The organism is Paraburkholderia sediminicola (genome assembly GCF_046030555.1).
Classification (GTDB): domain Bacteria; phylum Pseudomonadota; class Gammaproteobacteria; order Burkholderiales; family Burkholderiaceae; genus Paraburkholderia; species Paraburkholderia sediminicola_E.
Map to the genome: position 1 here is coordinate 75670 of NZ_JAQQCH010000016.1, position 17120 is coordinate 92789.

General features: G+C 62.3%; 14 protein-coding genes. 5 read left to right on the forward strand and 9 right to left on the reverse strand.

The window, feature by feature from the left end; genetic code table 11:
- Positions 1-744 precede the first annotated feature (744 nt).
- The 4 genes from PQQ52_RS22395 to PQQ52_RS22410 are packed head-to-tail and all read right to left on the reverse strand — an operon-like array spanning position 745 to position 4498.
- Positions 745-1470: a PqiC family protein gene (locus PQQ52_RS22395; RefSeq protein WP_408215986.1), complete on the reverse strand. Its 726-nt coding sequence runs from the start codon at positions 1468-1470 to the stop codon at positions 745-747.
- Complete coding sequence (locus PQQ52_RS22400) at positions 1467-3125, reverse strand: PqiB family protein (RefSeq protein ID WP_408215989.1); 1659 nt, start codon at positions 3123-3125, stop codon at positions 1467-1469. The genes PQQ52_RS22395 and PQQ52_RS22400 overlap by 4 nt, the downstream gene beginning before the upstream one ends.
- Positions 3118-3768, reverse strand: a complete 651-nt coding sequence (locus tag PQQ52_RS22405) for a paraquat-inducible protein A (protein ID WP_408215992.1) — start codon at positions 3766-3768, stop codon at positions 3118-3120. The genes PQQ52_RS22400 and PQQ52_RS22405 overlap by 8 nt, the downstream gene beginning before the upstream one ends.
- Positions 3769-3775: 7 nt before the next feature.
- Positions 3776-4498, reverse strand: a complete 723-nt coding sequence (locus PQQ52_RS22410; protein ID WP_408215995.1) for a paraquat-inducible protein A — start codon at positions 4496-4498, stop codon at positions 3776-3778.
- A gap of 416 nt (positions 4499-4914) precedes the next feature.
- Here PQQ52_RS22410 and PQQ52_RS22415 point away from each other — a divergent pair, with 416 nt between their 5' ends.
- The 4 genes from PQQ52_RS22415 (at position 4915) to PQQ52_RS22430 (ending at position 8256) form a co-directional block, all read left to right on the forward strand.
- Positions 4915-5475: a cytochrome b gene (locus PQQ52_RS22415; RefSeq protein ID WP_408215998.1), complete on the forward strand. Its 561-nt coding sequence runs from the start codon at positions 4915-4917 to the stop codon at positions 5473-5475.
- Between the two features lie 8 nt (positions 5476-5483).
- The gene (locus PQQ52_RS22420; RefSeq protein WP_408216001.1) at positions 5484-6047 is read left to right on the forward strand and encodes a YceI family protein; all 564 of its coding nucleotides are present in this window, start codon (positions 5484-5486) and stop codon (positions 6045-6047) included.
- 71 nt (positions 6048-6118) lie between these two features.
- Complete coding sequence (locus PQQ52_RS22425) at positions 6119-6688, forward strand: YceI family protein (RefSeq protein ID WP_408216219.1); 570 nt, start codon at positions 6119-6121, stop codon at positions 6686-6688.
- A 290-nt stretch (positions 6689-6978) separates the two neighbouring features.
- Positions 6979-8256, forward strand: coding sequence for an MFS transporter (locus PQQ52_RS22430; protein WP_408216004.1), 1278 nt, complete (start codon positions 6979-6981; stop codon positions 8254-8256).
- 162 nt (positions 8257-8418) lie between these two features.
- Here the strand turns inward: PQQ52_RS22430 and secF are convergent, their stop codons facing one another.
- The 5 genes from secF to queA all read right to left on the reverse strand — a co-directional run bounded on the left by secF (position 8419) and on the right by queA (position 14584).
- A complete protein-coding gene (gene secF / locus PQQ52_RS22435; RefSeq protein WP_408216007.1) occupies positions 8419-9369 on the reverse strand; it encodes a protein translocase subunit SecF in 951 nt (316 codons plus the stop codon).
- Positions 9370-9387: 18 nt separating this feature from the next.
- A complete protein-coding gene (secD, locus tag PQQ52_RS22440) occupies positions 9388-11427 on the reverse strand; it encodes a protein translocase subunit SecD (RefSeq protein ID WP_408216009.1) in 2040 nt (679 codons plus the stop codon).
- A 118-nt stretch (positions 11428-11545) separates the two neighbouring features.
- A complete protein-coding gene (yajC, locus tag PQQ52_RS22445; RefSeq protein WP_169486259.1) occupies positions 11546-11875 on the reverse strand; it encodes a preprotein translocase subunit YajC in 330 nt (109 codons plus the stop codon).
- Positions 11876-12081: 206 nt separating this feature from the next.
- A complete protein-coding gene (gene tgt, locus PQQ52_RS22450) occupies positions 12082-13287 on the reverse strand; it encodes a tRNA guanosine(34) transglycosylase Tgt (protein WP_408216011.1) in 1206 nt (401 codons plus the stop codon).
- Between the two features lie 238 nt (positions 13288-13525).
- Positions 13526-14584 carry a tRNA preQ1(34) S-adenosylmethionine ribosyltransferase-isomerase QueA gene (gene queA, locus PQQ52_RS22455; RefSeq protein WP_408216014.1) on the reverse strand — a complete coding sequence of 353 codons (1059 nt, stop codon included), beginning with the start codon at positions 14582-14584 and terminating at the stop codon, positions 13526-13528.
- A gap of 148 nt (positions 14585-14732) precedes the next feature.
- On the opposite strand from queA, the gene recG reads away from it, so the two are divergent.
- Positions 14733-17039 (forward strand): ATP-dependent DNA helicase RecG, encoded by a 2307-nt coding sequence (recG, locus tag PQQ52_RS22460; protein WP_408216221.1) that lies wholly within the window; start codon positions 14733-14735, stop codon positions 17037-17039.
- The last annotated feature ends 81 nt before the right edge of the window (positions 17040-17120 follow it).

Sequence of the window (17120 nt, forward strand, 5' to 3'; positions counted from 1 at the left end):
CTTTGGCCTTTCCTTGCTTTCTTAGTGGTCTATTAGCGTTTGCCCCTGTGCGGGGCGGCACTTACTTTCTTTGCCGCCGCAAAGAAAGATAAGCAAAGAAAGCGGCTCACACCGCTAATTCTTAAGCGGGTCCCCCGCGCAGTTGCGGTAGTGGGGCATCTGGAATCTGTGTCCTCGCGCATTTGACCTTGGTGACAAGGCAGTCATACTTCCCGCCTCGCACTGCGTGCTCGCCGGAAGGGTTGACCGCGCAAACCCATGGTTTTGCTTCGCGTAGCGGGCGCCATCGGCTGTAGTGAAAACGCCGGATGATTTTGGGGCGAGCTGGGCATCGGCAATAGCGCATGGTTTGATGAACTACCGCGTCGGCGCGCAGCGCCGCCGGAAGAATGACGGCCTTGTCACTTATGCCGAATGCGCGAGGACACAGATTCCAGATGCACCACCACCGTGGCTGTGCGGGGGACCCGCTTAAGAATTAGCGGTGCGAGCCGCTTTCTTTGCTTATCTTTCTTTGCGGCGGCAAAGAAAGTAAGTGCCGCCCCGCACAGGGGCGAACGCTAATAGACCACTAAGAAAGCAAGGAAAGGCCAAAGCCGTAGGCAAACAGACAAAGCACCGCCAAGGCAACCAAATCAAGGAAAGGCCAACACCGCGAGGTCACCACCCAAAGCCCACAACCGAAAACATCACCCCCGCGAAGCGCCCCCAAACAACCAGGCGCCCGCAGGGCAAACAAAACCGTCAACTACTCGCAGCAGCTGCAATAGCAGAAGGACACGCCGGCACGACAAAATCCGCCGCTTTGCCGGCCGAGGCACCCTTGGGAGCAGCAGAGGCCATGGCCTGCACAGCGCTAGCCACCTGCCCGGCAATCTGCTGCAACGCGGCCCGATGTCCATCAACAAGCGCGTCATAGCCGCCGCTAACCGGCTCACTCACCACACTCCGACAGGTCATCACAGCCGTACTACGTACAGCCCTCACACTCCAAACCGCATCGATCAACGCATGCGACCCCGGCCATGACTCGAACCGCTGCACATTCATGCTGACCCGATACACAGGCGTCCCATCCGGATAAGCCGTGCCGTACACATCGATGGTACCCAACTGCTGCGTAAGGCTGGTCGACAACGCCCGCCGAATCTCGTCACCCGGCAACGAAGCCCAACGCTCCTGTTCGAGCACCTTGACCTGCGTCGGTCCCGTCTGGACAACAAGCTGATTCTTCGCCACTTGCGGCGGTACATCGATCGGCGCGACTTCAATCAGCCACGCCGGTGCCGCCGTCGTTCGAGCGCTAACCGGCGCTGCCGAGCCGGCAGACGCACCATCCGCGCCGAGCGTATAAAACCGGCTCGACGGCGACGAACACGCCGCCATCGTCAGCAATCCGGCCAGAACGCCAACACAGGCAGCACCGCGCAAGAACCCGCGCGGCGGGCGGGGGAGCCGGGCAAACATCATGGTTTATCTCCTGATTTACCGCGCAACAGCGATTCCGGATGACGCTCCAGATAATCCGACAGCGCATTCAGCGACTGCAATGTGCGCGTCAGTTCCTGCAACGCCTGATGAACATCCGACTGCAACGGCGAGTCCTGCTGCAACGTCGCCTCGGCCGAACCGAAGGTCTGCCTCGCCGCGGCCAGGGTGTCGCGCGCCTCCGGCACGACTTCCTTGTCGAGTCGCGTGAACAGCTGGTCGGCATTCTTCAATGCGCTGTTCAGGTTCGTCCCGATCTGATCGAACGGTACCTTGTCGAGCTTCTTCGCAATGTCGGCAACCTGCACCTGCAGTTCGTCGAGCGAGTTCGGAATGGTCGGCAACTCGAGCGGATCGCCCGTTACGTCAACCGTAGCCGGTGGCGCTTTCGGGAAAATATCGAGCGCCACATACAACTGGCTCGTAATCAGGTTGCCCGTGCGCAACTGGCCGCGCAGGCCATGCTTGACGAGCTGTTGCAGCAGGCTTTGACCCGCCAGGGTGCCCGGCGTCGGCGCGGTTTCGCGGAAGCGCTTGCCGAGGCGGTCCGGATACAGGTTCATCGTTACCGGCATCGTGAAACTGCGTGTCTTCGGATCGTAATCGATGCCGATGTTGGTCACCTGCCCCAGTACGATGCCGCGGAAATCGACCGTCGCGCCGACCGACAACCCACGCAACGACTGATTGAAGTTCATGACCACCCGCAACGGCACGCCGTCCGGTTCGCGCATCGCGTCAGATTCATCTGGGGCGAGGCGGAACGTCATGTTGTTTGGTGCCTGCGCGCCCACGCTCTGGCCCGGCGGCGACTGGAACGACAGGCCCCCGACGATCACCGTCGCAAGCGACTGCGTATTCAGCTTGAAGCCGCTCGAGTCGAGCCGCAGATCGACGCCGCTCGCATGCCACCAGCGCGAATTGGTGCCGACATACTGGTCGAACGGCGCCGACACGAATACCTGCATCGTCACACCTGTGCCGTCCTTGTCGAGCGAGAAGCCGACCACCTGACCGACCTGCACGCGCCGATAGAAAATCGGCGAGCCGATGTCGATCGAGCCCAGCGACTCGCCGTGCAGAATGAACTGGTGGCCCTTCTGGTCGCCCGTAATCGGCGGCGGTGTTTCGAGGCCGACGAAGTTTTTCTCGGTGTCCGGTGAATGGCCGGCATCCGCGCCGATGTACGCACCCGAGAGCAGTGTGGTCAGTCCCGACACGCCGCTCGCGCCGACGCGAGGGCGCACCACCCAGAAGCGCGAATCCTTCACCGCGAAGTCTTCACCTTCCTTGGTGAGCTGCACCTGAACCAGCACGTGCGACAGATCCTTCGACAGCGTGATGGTCTTCACCGAGCCGACGTCGACGTCCTTGTACTTGACCTTGGTCTTGCCGGGCTCGAGGCCTTCGGCGCTGACGAACGTGATCGTGATGGTCGGGCCTTTTTCGGTCACCGACTTGATCACGAGCGCGAGGCCGATCAGCGCGGCGATCAGCGGAATCACCCAGACCAGCGAGGGCAGCCAGCGGCTGCGCGGCTCGATGTCGGGATCCGGCAGTTGGGGCGGCAGTCTGGGTCCGTTCGAATCGTTGCGCGGCGCATCGGAGGCGGGCGTCGGTCCTTGCGGGCTAGTCATGGTTGAGGTCCTGAGGTTTTTGAGTGCTGCCTTCCACGTTGTCCCAGATGAGCCGTGGATCGAATTGCATGGATGCCATCATCGTCAGAATCACCACTGAACCGAAGGCAATCGCGCCGGGTCCGGCCGTGATCACAGCAAGCGATTTGAAACGTACCAGCGCGACGGTCAGCGTGACGACGAATACGTCGAGCATCGACCAGCGACCGATCCGTTCGACCATCCGGTAGAGCGTGGTGCGTTGCTCGGGCCGCCAGCGCGAGCGGCGCTGCGCGGTGGCGGTGAGCAGCACCAGCACACTCAGTTTGAGCATGGGCACCATGATGCTGGCGATGAACACGATCACGGCCAGCGGCCAGTCGCCCGAGGTCCAGAAGTACACGACACCGCTCATGATGGTGTCGTCTTCCGAACCGAGCAGCGACGCTGTGTGCATGACCGGCAGAAGGTTCGCGGGAATATACAGCAAGGCCGCTGCGATAAGCAGCGCCCAGGTGCGCATCAGGCTATCGGGGTTGCGCACGTGGAGGACGGCACCGCAACGGCTGCAGTGCTGCGGTGTGACGGAGCGGATTCGTGGCTCGACGCGCCCGCACGCATGACAGGAGACGAGACCCGCGCGTTTCGCGGTGACGTATTTCATCGTGCGCTCATCCCTGATGCGGCGCTGCCGGCGGCAATGCGGATTGGACCGCGGGGTCGTCAAGCGAACTGACGGCAACCGCCGCGCTGTCCGCTGAGGTGCGCGGCAGCGGTCTCTGGCTGCGCGCGCCCAGTTCGTCGGCGAGGTCCCATAGAATGCGCGGGTCGAATGTGACAACCACGGCGAACATCAGCGTCAGCACACCGAAGGCGAACAGCGCTGCTTCGGGAATCACGCGCGCGAGGCTCACCATCTTCACGATGGTGATCAGCACGCCGAGCATGAACACTTCGATCATGCCCCACGGCCGCACGAATTGAACGGCGCGCAACACGCCGTTGAAGGCGGGCGGCACGTAGCCGGCGCGCAGCGGGATTAGCACATAGAGCAGCGCGACCAGCTCGGTCAGCGGGAACAGGATGGTCGAGCAGAACACCATGACCGCGACGATCTGCATGTCCTCGCCCCACAGCGCGACGAGCGCGCCGAACAGCGTGGTCTGCGAGGTGATGCCGTTGGTTTCGAGCTCGACGATCGGGAAGCCCTGGGCGATCAGGAAGGTGATCAGCGCAGCCAGCGTCATTGCACAGATACTGTCGAGCTTGCGGGAGACGCCACGATAGAGCGTTGCGCCACAGCGGGGACAGCGCGCGACCGCTCGCCCGACAAGCCGGGGCTTGCGGAACAGCGTATCGCATTCATGGCACGCGATCAGGTTGTCATGTTCCATACGGCAGAAGGGCTAACGACATGAGGGGAGGCGTGCGATGCCGATTTTAGGGCCGCGCTGCAGAAAACGTGGAGCAATAGTACCAAACGCGCTTCGCCGCTGGGTAGGCCATTGCGCCTGGCGCCGCGGTGGGGCAGGCGGCGCCGGCATCAGGACTAGTCTTGCACACAATTAACGGACTCTGACAGATTCCGTCCCCAATTGTTCAATACCGTTCTGCACGCGGGGAATCTTTCTGTCTGGCTGCATTTCGGGCCGACGAAGCCAGCTTTTTCCGCTTGCGGTAGCATGGCGGCCTTGACGTGTGCTGCGGCCGCCATGCTTTCTATCGACTCGCACGATGCAACATGCATTGGCAGCGTGGAATAGCAGGGCCGGCTGCGCCGTTAACCTCTCTTAACTTGCGCTGACCTGTCATGGCACTCAATCCTTCTTTCGGTGGCCGGGAGTCGTACACGCGGACGGCCATCGCCTTTCACTGGCTGATCGCGTTGCTGATCGTGTGCGGCTTCGCGCTCGGTTGGGTGATGACCGACATCCCCGGCTTCACGCCCACCAAGCTGCGCTACTTCTCCTGGCACAAATGGATCGGTGTGACGGTGTTCGCGCTCGCCGTGCTGCGCATTCTGTGGCGCGCCACCCACGCGGCCCCGCCGCTGCCGCGTCGCATGCCGTCCTGGCAGCGCGGCGCCGCGCATCTCATGCATCTGCTGCTCTACGTGCTAATGATCGCGATTCCCGTATCTGGCTATCTGTATAGCTCGGCGGCCAATGTGCCGGTGGTGTACCTCGGACTGATCCCGCTGCCGCGCCTGATCGCGCCGGACCCGCATCTCAAGGAGTTGCTGAAAAACGTCCACATCACGCTGAATTACTCGTTGCTCGTGCTGGTCGCGCTGCACGTCGCGGCGGCGCTCAAGCATCAATGGCTGGACCGCGACGGCCTGCTGTCGCGCATGCTCCCTTTCATCAAATAAGGATAACCATGAAAGTTTCGTTTTATCGCTACATGCTCGCCGCGTTTGCGGCGGCCTCGCTGACAGCCGCCGGCAGTGCGCTCGCGCAGGTCGACGTCTCGAAGAGCTCGGTGACGGCAACGTCGAAACAGATGAACGTGCCGGTGGAAGGTAAATTCGGTAAATTCACCGCACAAGTGAAGTTCGATCCGGCAAAGCCGGCTGACGGCAGTGCGCAGCTCAGCATCGACGTCGGCAGTTACGATCTCGGCGACGAAAGCTACAACGACCAGGTGCGCGGCAAGGACTGGTTCGACGCGAAGACCTACCCGACTGCAACTTTCGTGTCGAGCGCGATCGCGCCGGCCGGCGGCAACCAGTTCAAGGTCACCGGCAAGCTGACCATCAAGGGTAAATCGCAAACTGTGGTGGTGCCGGTCATGGTCACCCAGCAGGGTGCGACGCAAACCTTCGATGGCTCACTGTCGATCAAGCGTTCGCAATTCGACATCGGCACCGGTGAATGGAAAGACACCTCAGTGGTCGCCGATGAAGTGGTGATCAAGTTTCATATCGTTGCAGCACGCAAGTGACGTACGCTGCGCCGCCGTTCGGGCGCAGCAGCTTTCCTTCCAGAACAAAGGAGCATGAATTGAAAACTTCCCTGTTGATCGCCGTCGGCGCACTGGTTTCTTCTTTCTCGCTCGGCGCGTTTGCTGCTGCCGATACCTATCAGCTCGACCCGACCCACACCTATCCGAGCTTCGAAGCGGATCACTTCGGCGGCCTTTCGGTGTGGCGCGGCAAGTTCACCAAGAGCTCCGGCACGGTCACGCTCGACCGCGCGGCGAAAACCGGCACGGTGGACGTCACGGTTGACCCGGCTTCGGTCGATACGGGTAACAGCAAGCTCGACGAGCATCTGAAGACGGACGCGTTCTTCGACGTGGCCAAGTATCCGTCGGTGACCTACAAAGGCACGGATATCAAGTTCGACGGCGATAAGCCAGTCGAAGTGGTCGGCAGCCTGACGATTCGTGGCGTGACCAAGCCACTGAATCTGAAGATCGATTCGTTCAAGTGCATGCAGCACCCGGTGCTCAAACGCGAAGTGTGCGGCGTGGAAGCGAGCGCTCATTTCAGCCGGGCCGACTACGGCATGGATTTCGGCGCGAAGTACGGTTTCAGCATGGATACCAAGCTGCATATTCAATCTGAGGGCATCAAGCAATAAACGCTTTAATGAGCGTTTTACGCACTCGTATTTAAGGCCGCTCGCAGCGCTGCCGTTGCGCCGCAACAAAAAAACCGTTTCATTCGCTTTGGCGATGAAGCGGTTTTTTATTGTCTGCTCGACGCGCCGGAAGCCCTACGCCGTGGCCATCGTCTATTTGTCGCTCGCCTCGTTTTAATTTTTCAGGTACATAGAGCGCTGACGCCGTATTGGCTGTGCGCGCATCCAGTTCGGCAAAGTGGGAGCGTTAAGCCTACGTTAATAATATTTAGCGCGCATTGGAGATCTGCATGAATGCAACAACAGCGGCAAGCCTGGCGGGGAGCCGGCAGAATTCGTGGCGCGCGGTGGTCGCCGCCTCGATCGGCAACGCGCTGGAATGGTTCGATCTGGTGGTGTACGGCTTTTTCGCGGTCATCATCGCGAAGCTGTTTTTCCCGGCGGGTAACGACACGGTCTCGCTGCTGCTGACGCTCGGCACCTTCGGCGTGTCGTTCTTCATGCGGCCGCTCGGCGCGATCGTGATCGGCGCTTACGCCGACCGCGCCGGACGCAAGGCGGCGCTCACGCTGTCGATCCTGCTGATGATGTGCGGCACGCTCATCATCGCGGTGCTGCCGACGTATCAAAGCATCGGCATTGCGGCGCCCGTGATTCTCGTGGCGGCGCGTCTGATGCAAGGCTTTTCGGCGGGTGGCGAGTTCGGCAGCGCCACGGCTTTTCTTGCGGAACATGTACCGGGGCGGCGTGGTTTCTTCGCGAGCTGGCAGGTCGCGAGCCAGGGGCTCACCACGCTGCTCGCGGCCGGCTTCGGCGTGCTGCTGACCGGCAAGCTTTCGCCTGAGCAGATGGGCTCGTGGGGTTGGCGCGTGCCGTTCTTCTTTGGTCTTCTGATCGGGCCGGTGGCGTGGTACATCCGCACCAAACTCGACGAAACGCCTGAGTTTCTCGCAGCGGAAACCACCACGACGCCGCTGCGCGACACTTTCACAAGCCAGAAGCTAAGCCTCGTGATTGCGATCGGCGTGGTGGTGCTCGGTACGGTGTCGACGTATCTGGTGCTGTTCATGCCGACCTACGGCGTGAAGCAGTTGGGATTGGCGCCTTCGGTCGCGTTCGCGGCGATTGCGCTGACCGGTTTGATCCAGATGGTGTTTTCGCCGTTGGTCGGCCATCTGTCGGACCGCCATGGGCGCACAACGATCATGCTGATATCGGCACTCCTGCTTCTCGTGCTGATCAATCCGGCGTTCGTGTATTTGGTCGCGCATCCGACCTTCGGCACGCTGATGGTGTTGCAGATCGTGTTCGGCTTTCTGATGACAGGTTACTTCGCCGCGCTGCCGGGTTTGCTTTCCGAGATGTTCCCGGTGCAGACGCGTACGACCGGCATGTCGCTGGCCTATAACATCGCCGTGACGATCTTCGGCGGCTTTGGACCGTTCATCATCGCGTGGCTGATCAGCTTCACGGGTTCGAAGGCCGCGCCGAGCTACTACATGATTTTTGCCGCGGCCATTAGCCTCGTGGCGCTGATGGCGGCGCGGCGCAAGCTTGGGTTCCGCTAATATCTTGCCGCGTTATCCCGCTGCGCGACAGGGCTCGGCGAGCGTGTAGGACGCGAGAACAGCGAGACAGGGCAGAGCAGTGCGGCGCGGCAAAGGCGGTAAACGTAAAAGGCCGGTTCGAGAGAACCGGCCTTTTTTCATTGCGACGCGTCGACAGCAAGATCAGACTTGCGCGCCTGCGTTTGGATCGTCCGGATCGGTGCGTTCCTTCTTGTCCTTCACCAGATCTTCACGCTTCACGCCGAACCACATGGCGAGCGCCGCTGCGACGAACACCGACGAATAGATACCGAACAGAATACCGACCGTCAGCGCCAGAGCGAAGTAGTGCAGCGTGGGGCCGCCGAACAGGAACATCGACAGCACCATCATCTGCGTACAGCCGTGGGTGATGATCGTGCGCGACATCGTGCTGGTGATCGCGTGGTTGATCACCTCGATCACGGTCATCTTGCGTTCGCGGCGGAAGGTTTCACGAATCCGGTCGAAGATAACGACGGACTCGTTCACCGAGTAGCCGAGCACCGCGAGCACCGCCGCCAGCACCGACAGCGAGAACTCCCACTGGAAGAACGCGAAGAAGCCGAGAATGATGATCACATCGTGCAAGTTCGCGATCACGCCGGCCACCGCGTATTTCCACTCAAAGCGGAACGACAGGTAGATCACGATGCCGACCACCACACAGGCCAGCGCCATCAGGCCGTCGGTAGCGAGTTCCTTGCCGACCTGCGGCCCGACGAACTCGACGCGCTGCAACTGCACCTGCGGATCCTGGCCCTTCAGCGCGCCCATCACCTGATCGCTCTGTTGCGCCGACGTGTAGCCCTGCTTGAGCGGCAGACGGATCAGCACGTCGCGCGAGGTGCCGAAGTTCTGCACTTGCGCGTCGGGGTAGCCGAGTTTGTTGAGCGTGCCGCGCACCGGTTCGAGCGGCGCGGCACCCGGATACTGCACTTCGATGACGGTACCGCCGGTGAATTCCACCGACAGATGCAGCCCGCGATGCAGCAGGAAGAACACGGCGGCAAGGAACGTCAGCAGCGAGATTGCGTTGAAAATCAACGCACGCTGCATGAACGGAATGTCTTTGCGAAAGCGGAAAAATTCCATGGTCTAGTTCTCCGGGGCTCAGCGGGATGAACCCGGTTTCTGCGGCGTATTGGACGCGTCGCGGCGGCGCACGGTCGGCTTGGCACGTGCCTGGGCCGCAGCTTTGGCCTTGGGCTTGGCGCTAGCCGCGGCGACGGCTCGTGCTGTGTCGGTCGCAGCGTCGTCGTTACCGAAGTAGGCCGCGGCGCCGTCGATACCTTGCGGCTGCGGACGCCACACCTGGCCAATCGCCAGCGACTTGAGCTTCTTTTTGCCGCCGTACCAGAAGTTGACCACGCCGCGGGAGAAGAACACGGCCGAGAACATCGAAGTCAGGATACCGATACAGTGGACCATCGCGAAGCCGCGCACCGGGCCGGAGCCGAAGGCGAGCAGCGCGAGACCGGCGATCAGCGTGGTGACGTTCGAGTCGAGAATCGTCGCCCATGCATGCGCGTAGCCGTTCTGGATCGCCAGTTGTGGCGGCGCGCCGTTGCGCAGTTCTTCACGCACCCGTTCGTTGATCAGCACGTTCGCGTCGATGGCCATACCGAGCGCGAGCGCGATAGCCGCGATACCCGGCAGGGTGAGCGTGGCCTGCAACATGGACAGCACGGCGATCAGCAGCAACAGGTTGACCGAGAGGCCGATCATCGAGATCACGCCGAACAGCATGTAGTACGCAATCATGAAGACGGCGATTGCCACGAAGCCCCACACCACCGAGTGGAAGCCCTTCTTGATGTTGTCCGCGCCGAGGCTCGGGCCGATCGTGCGTTCTTCGATGATGTCCATCGGCGCAGCCAGCGAACCGGCGCGCAGCAGCAGCGCGAGGTCGGCGGCGCCTTGTGGCGTGGCCTGGCCTGTGATCTGGAAGCGGTCGCCCAGTTCCGACTGGATGGTCGCCACCGTCAGGACTTCGCCCTTGCCCTTCTCGAACAGCACCATGGCCATCGGCTTGCCGATGTTGTCGCGCGAGACGCTGCGCACCGCGCGGCCGCCCGCCGAGTCGAGACGGATATTGACCGACGGACGCTGATGTTCGTCGAAACCTGCCGACGCGTCGATGATGCGGTCACCCGTGAAGATGATCTGCTTGCGCAACAGCACCGGCGTCTGGTTGCCCTGAGTAAACAGCTCGTCGCCCGGCGGCACCGGATCGGACGGATTCGGATGCGTGTTCACCGGATCGGCAAGGCGCGCTTCGAGCGTTGCCGTGCGGCCGATGATGTCCTTGGCCTTCGCCGTGTCCTGCACACCCGGCAGTTCGACGACGATACGGTCTGAGCCTTGCTGCTGGATCACCGGCTCGGCCACGCCGAGTTCGTTGACGCGGTTATGCAGCGTGGTGATGTTCTGCTTGAGCGCGGCGTCCTGCACGGCTTTCTGCACCGCCGGCGTGAACGTGCCGACCAGTTGCACACCGCCGTCAGGGTTCGCTTGCGAGGCCCACTGGAGTTCGCCGATGCCGCGGCCCAGTTGCTTGGTCGCGGCGTCCGCCGTGGCCTGGTCGGCGAAATTGATCACCACCGTCTGGTTGACGCGGTTTACGCCGCCGTCGCGGATGTTGTTGTCACGCAGCATGGTGCGCGCATCCGAAGCGTCGGAATCGAGCTTCTTGTTCAGCGCGCCTGCCATGTCGACCTGCAGCAGGAAGTGCACACCGCCGCGCAGATCGAGACCGAGGTACATCGGCAGCGCATGCATTGCGGTCAGCCAGCGCGGCGACGCGCTTTGCAGGTTCAGCGCAACGACGAACTGCGGATCGGTCGGGTCGCTGTTCAGCGACTTCTGCAGCAGATCCTTCACGCGCAACTGCGTGTCGGTGTCGGGCACGCGCACGCGGATGTTCGCATTGGTCGACGAATTGTCGAACGTGACTTCGTCAGGCTTGATCTGATTGGCAGCAAGCGCCGCTTCGACTGCCGACAGCGTGGTCGAGTCGAGCTTGACCGTTGCCTTGCCGCTCGACACCTGCACCGCCGGCGCTTCGCCGAACAGATTGGGCAGCGTGTACACGAGGCCGATGACCAGAGCCACCAGCATCACGGCGTATTTCCAGAGGGGGTAACGATTCATGAGTGGTCCAACGGGAAGGTTGGCTTGGAAGCGATGCGTCCGGCGATGAGCGCGGGCAGTTCAGCGTTGTTCTGCGAGAACCGCCGGCGAGGCCGCGCCGGACGCGAGGGAGCAGGCCTTACAGCGACTTGATCGTGCCCTTCGGGAGAATCGTCGTAACCGACGCTTTTTGCACGGTGATTTCCGTGCCTTCCGAGATTTCGACGCCGACGTAAGCTTCACCCACTTTGGTCACCTTGCCGACGATGCCGCCATTTGTGACCACTTCGTCGCCCTTCGCCATGGCGGAGAGCATGTTGCGATGTTCCTTCTGGCGCTTCATTTGCGGGCGAATCATGATGAAGTACAGCACGCCGAACATCAGGATCAGCGGCAGGAAGCTCATCAGGTTCGATTCAATGCCACCTGTTGCTGTGCCTTGGGCAAAGGCATCGGTAATGAACGACACGTTGGTCTCTCCGTTATAAATCAAAACAATCAAAAAAATCAGCCGGTTATTCTACCACCGGCCAGACAAGGGTCGGCGCGGCGAATCGGCTTTGCGATCAACCGTTTAAAGCCTTTTTTGCCATGCTCGAAAGTTAATTGTAAGGTTTTCTGCGCGAAGCGGACGGATTCCTCCGGCAAATTCGTCAGCTGATTGCCGATCGACGGCTAGTCGATGCCGCGCGCGCGGTTCTCGTGGAAGCGCTTGCGGAAGAGCTCGAACAGTTTTGCGTCGATCGCGTCGCGCATTTCCTGCATCAGTTCCAGGTAGTAGTGCAGGTTGTGGATCGTGTTCAACTGTGCACCGAGGATTTCCCCTACACGATGCAGATGGTGCAGGTAGCCGCGGGTGAAATTTCGGCAGGTGTAGCAACCGCATTGCTCGTCGAGCGGGCGCAGCGAGTTCTTGTGCGCGGCATTGCGGATCTTGATGTCGCCGAAACGGGTAAAGAGCCAGCCGTTGCGTGCGTTCCGGGTCGGCATCACGCAGTCGAACATGTCGACGCCGGCGGCGACGCCCGCCACCAGATCTTCCGGTGTGCCGACGCCCATCAGGTAGTGCGGTTTGTCGGCCGGCAGCTTCGGGCCGATGTGATTCAGCACGCGCATCATGTCTTCTTTCGGCTCACCGACCGACAGGCCGCCGATTGCGAGACCGTGGAAATCCATCTCCGCGAGACCCGCCAGCGACTCGTCGCGCAGGTCTTCGAACATGCCGCCCTGGACGATGCCGAAGAGGGCATTAGGGTTGTCGAGGCGGTTGAATTCGTCGATCGAGCGCTTGGCCCAGCGCATCGACATGCGCATCGAGTCGGCGGCTTCCTGATGCGAAGTCGGCACGTTGTTGGTCGCGTACGGCGTGCATTCGTCGAACTGCATGACGATGTCCGAGTTCAGCACTTTCTGGATCTGCATCGACACTTCCGGCGACAGGAAGAGCTTGTCGCCATTGATTGGCGATGCGAACGTGACGCCATCTTCGGTGATCTTGCGCAGATCGCCGAGCGAAAAGACCTGAAAACCGCCCGAGTCCGTCAGAATCGGGTTCTTCCAGCCCATGAAGCCGTGCAGGCCGCCGTGTGCCTCGATCGTTTCCAGGCCCGGGCGCAGCCACAGGTGGAAAGTGTTGCCGAGAATGATCTGCGCATACATTTCTTCGAGCTCGCGCGGCTGGACCGCCTTCACCGTGCCGTATGTGCCGACCGGCATGAAGATCGGCGTTTCGACCACGCCGTGATTCAGCGTGACGCGGCCGCGCCGCGCCTGGCCGTCGGTGCCGAGCAGTTCGAATTTGAGGCCGTTGTCAGGGCGCGAGGGGGTGCTTGCGCAGGTATTGCAGGCACCGCTTGTATCGTGGGTATGACCTTCGGTCATGAAATAACTCCTGTGCTACCGGAAAACAGTCCGGCGCAACGTTGAAATGCCGCCGGGTAGGGCACGGCGGCTGGGTAAAGAAAACTCAGGACGCAGCATCGATCTGCCGGTGTGCGCTAGCACAGAAAGGCGGCAACGACTGCCGCTGCGTCAACACAGCAAGGAGCGGCAGACTACCGCGCGCGCTGCCGGCGCGCAACGCTGTCGCACGGTATATCGCCCTGCGACAGAAAACGGTTCAGACCTCGCGCCGCGTAAGGAGCATCGCGTCGCCGTAGCTAAAGAAGCGATAACGCTCCTCGATCGCGTGCCGGTACGTTTCGCGAATCGTCTCGACACCGGCGAACGCCGACACCAGCATCAGCAACGTCGACTTCGGTAAATGAAAATTGGTCACTAGCCGGTCGACCACGCGGAATTTATAACCAGGCGTGATGAAAATGTCGGTTTCCGTGCTGGCCGCGCCGAGCGGGCGTCCGGCGGCTTCAGCATCGCGCGCCGCGGCTTCGAGCGCGCGCATCGACGTCGTGCCTACCGCGACCACGCGGTTGCCGCGCGCACGCGTCGCCGCGATCTTGTCGGCGAGCGATTGCGGCAGGTGGTACCACTCGCTGTGCATTTTGTGTTCGGCCAGATTCTCGACCCGCACCGGCTGGAAGGTGCCCGCGCCGACGTGCAGCGTTAGCGTCGCGCGCTCCACGCCGCGAGCATCGAGCCGCGCCAGCAGCGCGTCGTCGAAATGCAGACCGGCGGTGGGCGCGGCTACTGCGCCCGGGTTTTGCGCGAAGACCGTCTGGTAGCGGGTTTCGTCGGTCGCGTCGGGATCGTGCTCGATGTACGGCGGCAACGGCAGGCGGCCGAATTGTTCGATCAGCGTCAGGCAGTCGTCGGGGAAATGCAGCGTGTAGAACGGCTCGACGCGTTCGCCGACCGTCACGTCGAATGCATCGGCTAGACGGATCGTCGTGCCCGGCTGCGGGCTCTTGCTCGCGCGGATCTGCGCGAGCGCGGTGCGTTCGCCGGTCAGACGCTCTACCAGCACTTCGATCTTGCCGCCACTGGCCTTCTGGCCGAGGAAGCGTGCCTTCAGGACTTTGGTATCGTTGAAGACCAGCAGATCGCCGGGCGCGATGCATTCGGGCAGCTCGGCAAAGCGGCGGTCGATCAGGCGCGCCGTGCCAGCGGCATCGGCGGTGTTGGCCACTTCGAGCAGACGGCTGGCGCTGCGCTCGGGCAGCGCCACTTGCGCGATCAACTCAGGTGGCAGATCGAAATCGAAATCGGAAAGCGTAAACATGCGGACGACTGGAAGCGAATTGGGACTGAATTGAGCCGAAGCCGGAGCCGGGCGGCTATGATTGCGGGACGCCAAAGCGGCCCGCGAGCCCGCGCGCTGGTTGGCGGCGACACCTTTGACAGCCGATATTGTACTTGCGAAGCAACCCATGCCTTTGTCCGAACGCCGATTGCCCTCCGCCACCGATGAAGTGAGCGCCGAGCCGAAGCGCCGTGTCTCGCGGGGCAAAGCAGCGGCGGCAGACTTGACCGACCTCGGCGCGAGTGTCGCGCCAGAGAGCGACAAGGCCGTGCGTGAAGGCGAAATGGTTGACCCATTCGGTGGCAAGCCCGCGGGCAAACCCGCTGGCAAAGCCACCAGGAAGCCTGCTGCCGAAGCCAGCGCCAAGCCCGCGGCCAAACCCGTCGACAAGCTCGCCAAACTCGGCCTCACACGCGACATCGATCTGGTGCTGCATCTGCCGATGCGCTACGAAGACGAGACCTCGCTGACGCCGATTGGGCATCTGCTGCCGGGCGGCATTGCGCAGACCGAGGGCGTGGTGTTCGACAACGAGATCGCCTATCGTCCGCGTCGCCAGTTGCTGGTGAAACTGCGCGACGACGCCGGCGACGAGCTCGTCCTTCGCTTTCTGAATTTCTACGGTTCGCAGGTCAAGCAGATGGCGATCGGCGCGCGGCTGCGCGTGCGCGGCGACGTGCGTGGCGGCTTCTTCGGGATGGAGATGGTGCATCCGGCGGTACGCGTGGTCGACGAAGACACGCCGCTGCCGCAGGCATTGACGCCGGTATATCCGAGTACCGCGGGCGTGACGCAGGCGTACCTGCGCAAATCGATCGACAACGCGTTGTCGCGCACCTCGTTGCCGGAGTTGCTGCCCGAGCCGATCGCGCAAGCTTATTTGCAGCCGCTCGGCGTGCCGGCGCTGATGGACGCCGTGCGCACGCTGCATCACCCGGGTATGCAATCCGACGAGACCGCGTTGATCGACGGCACGCATCCGGCGTGGGTGCGGATCAAGTTCGAGGAATTGCTGGCGCAGCAGATGTCGTTGAAGCGCGCGCATGACGAACGACGCACGCGTGCGGCACCGGCCATGCCGCGCCGGAAGCTGGGCGACGACTCGGCGCTGGTGGCGCGTTTGTTAAAGGCGCTGCCGTTTTCGCTAACAGCGGCACAGGAGCGCGTGGGCGGCGAGATCGCGCTCGATCTGACCCAGCCTCATCCGATGCAGCGGCTGCTGCAAGGTGATGTCGGCAGCGGCAAGACGATCGTCGCCGCGCTGGCCGCCGCGCAAGCGATCGACGCCGGCTACCAGGCCGCGCTGATGGCGCCGACCGAAATCCTCGCCGAGCAGCACGCGCGCAAATTGCGCGGCTGGCTGGAGCCACTGGGCGTGAGCGTCGCGTGGCTCGCCGGCAGCCTGAAGACGAAGGAAAAGCGTGCCGCGATCGAAGCCGCGGCGCTCGGCACGGCGCAACTCGTGATCGGCACGCACGCGATCATTCAGGACGCGGTTGAGTTCGCGCGGCTGGGGTTGGTGATCGTCGACGAACAGCATCGCTTCGGCGTGGCGCAGCGTCTCGCCTTGCGCGCCAAGGCGCGGAACGCGGCCGACGGCGCGCGCGATTTCCAGCCGCATCAATTGATGATGTCCGCCACACCGATTCCGCGCACGCTGGCGATGACCTATTACGCCGACCTCGACGTCTCGACCATCGACGAACTGCCGCCTGGGCGCACGCCGATTCTGACCAAGCTCGTCTCCGACGCGCGGCGCGAAGAGGTAATCGGCCGTGTGCGCGAGGCCGCGCTGACGGGGCGGCAGGTGTACTGGGTGTGTCCGCTGATCGAGGAAAGCGAGACCTTGCAGTTGCAGACCGCGGTGGAGACCTACGAGACGCTGGTGGCCGCATTGCCCGAGTTGAATGTCGGTCTGGTGCACGGACGTCTCGCGCCGGCGGAGAAGGCTGCGGTCATGGACGCGTTCACGCGCAACGAGGTCCAGTTGCTGGTGGCGACGACGGTGATCGAAGTGGGCGTGGATGTGCAGAATGCGTCGCTGATGGTGATCGAGCATGCCGAGCGGTTTGGCCTCGCGCAGTTGCACCAGTTGCGTGGGCGGGTGGGGCGCGGGAGCGCGGCTTCGGTTTGCGTGTTGCTCTACTCCGGGCCGCTGTCGATGACGGCCCGGGCGCGCTTGCAAACCATGCGGGAAACAACCGACGGATTCGAAATCGCGCGGCGCGACCTTGAGATTCGCGGTCCAGGGGAGTTTCTGGGCGCGAGGCAGTCGGGCGCGGCGATGTTGAGGTTTGCCGATCTCGAGAACGATCAGTGGCTAATCGAGCCGGCCAGAGAGGCCGCGGCGGCTTTGCTCGAGCAGTATCCCGACGTGGTAATGCAGCATCTGGCCCGCTGGCTCGGGACGCGAGAGCAATATCTGAAGGCTTAGGGTCATGCCTTTGGCGGCAGTTAAAGACCAAAAGGTTGGCGAACCGACCCTATAGGTGTATAACTAGAACCTATCGAACTC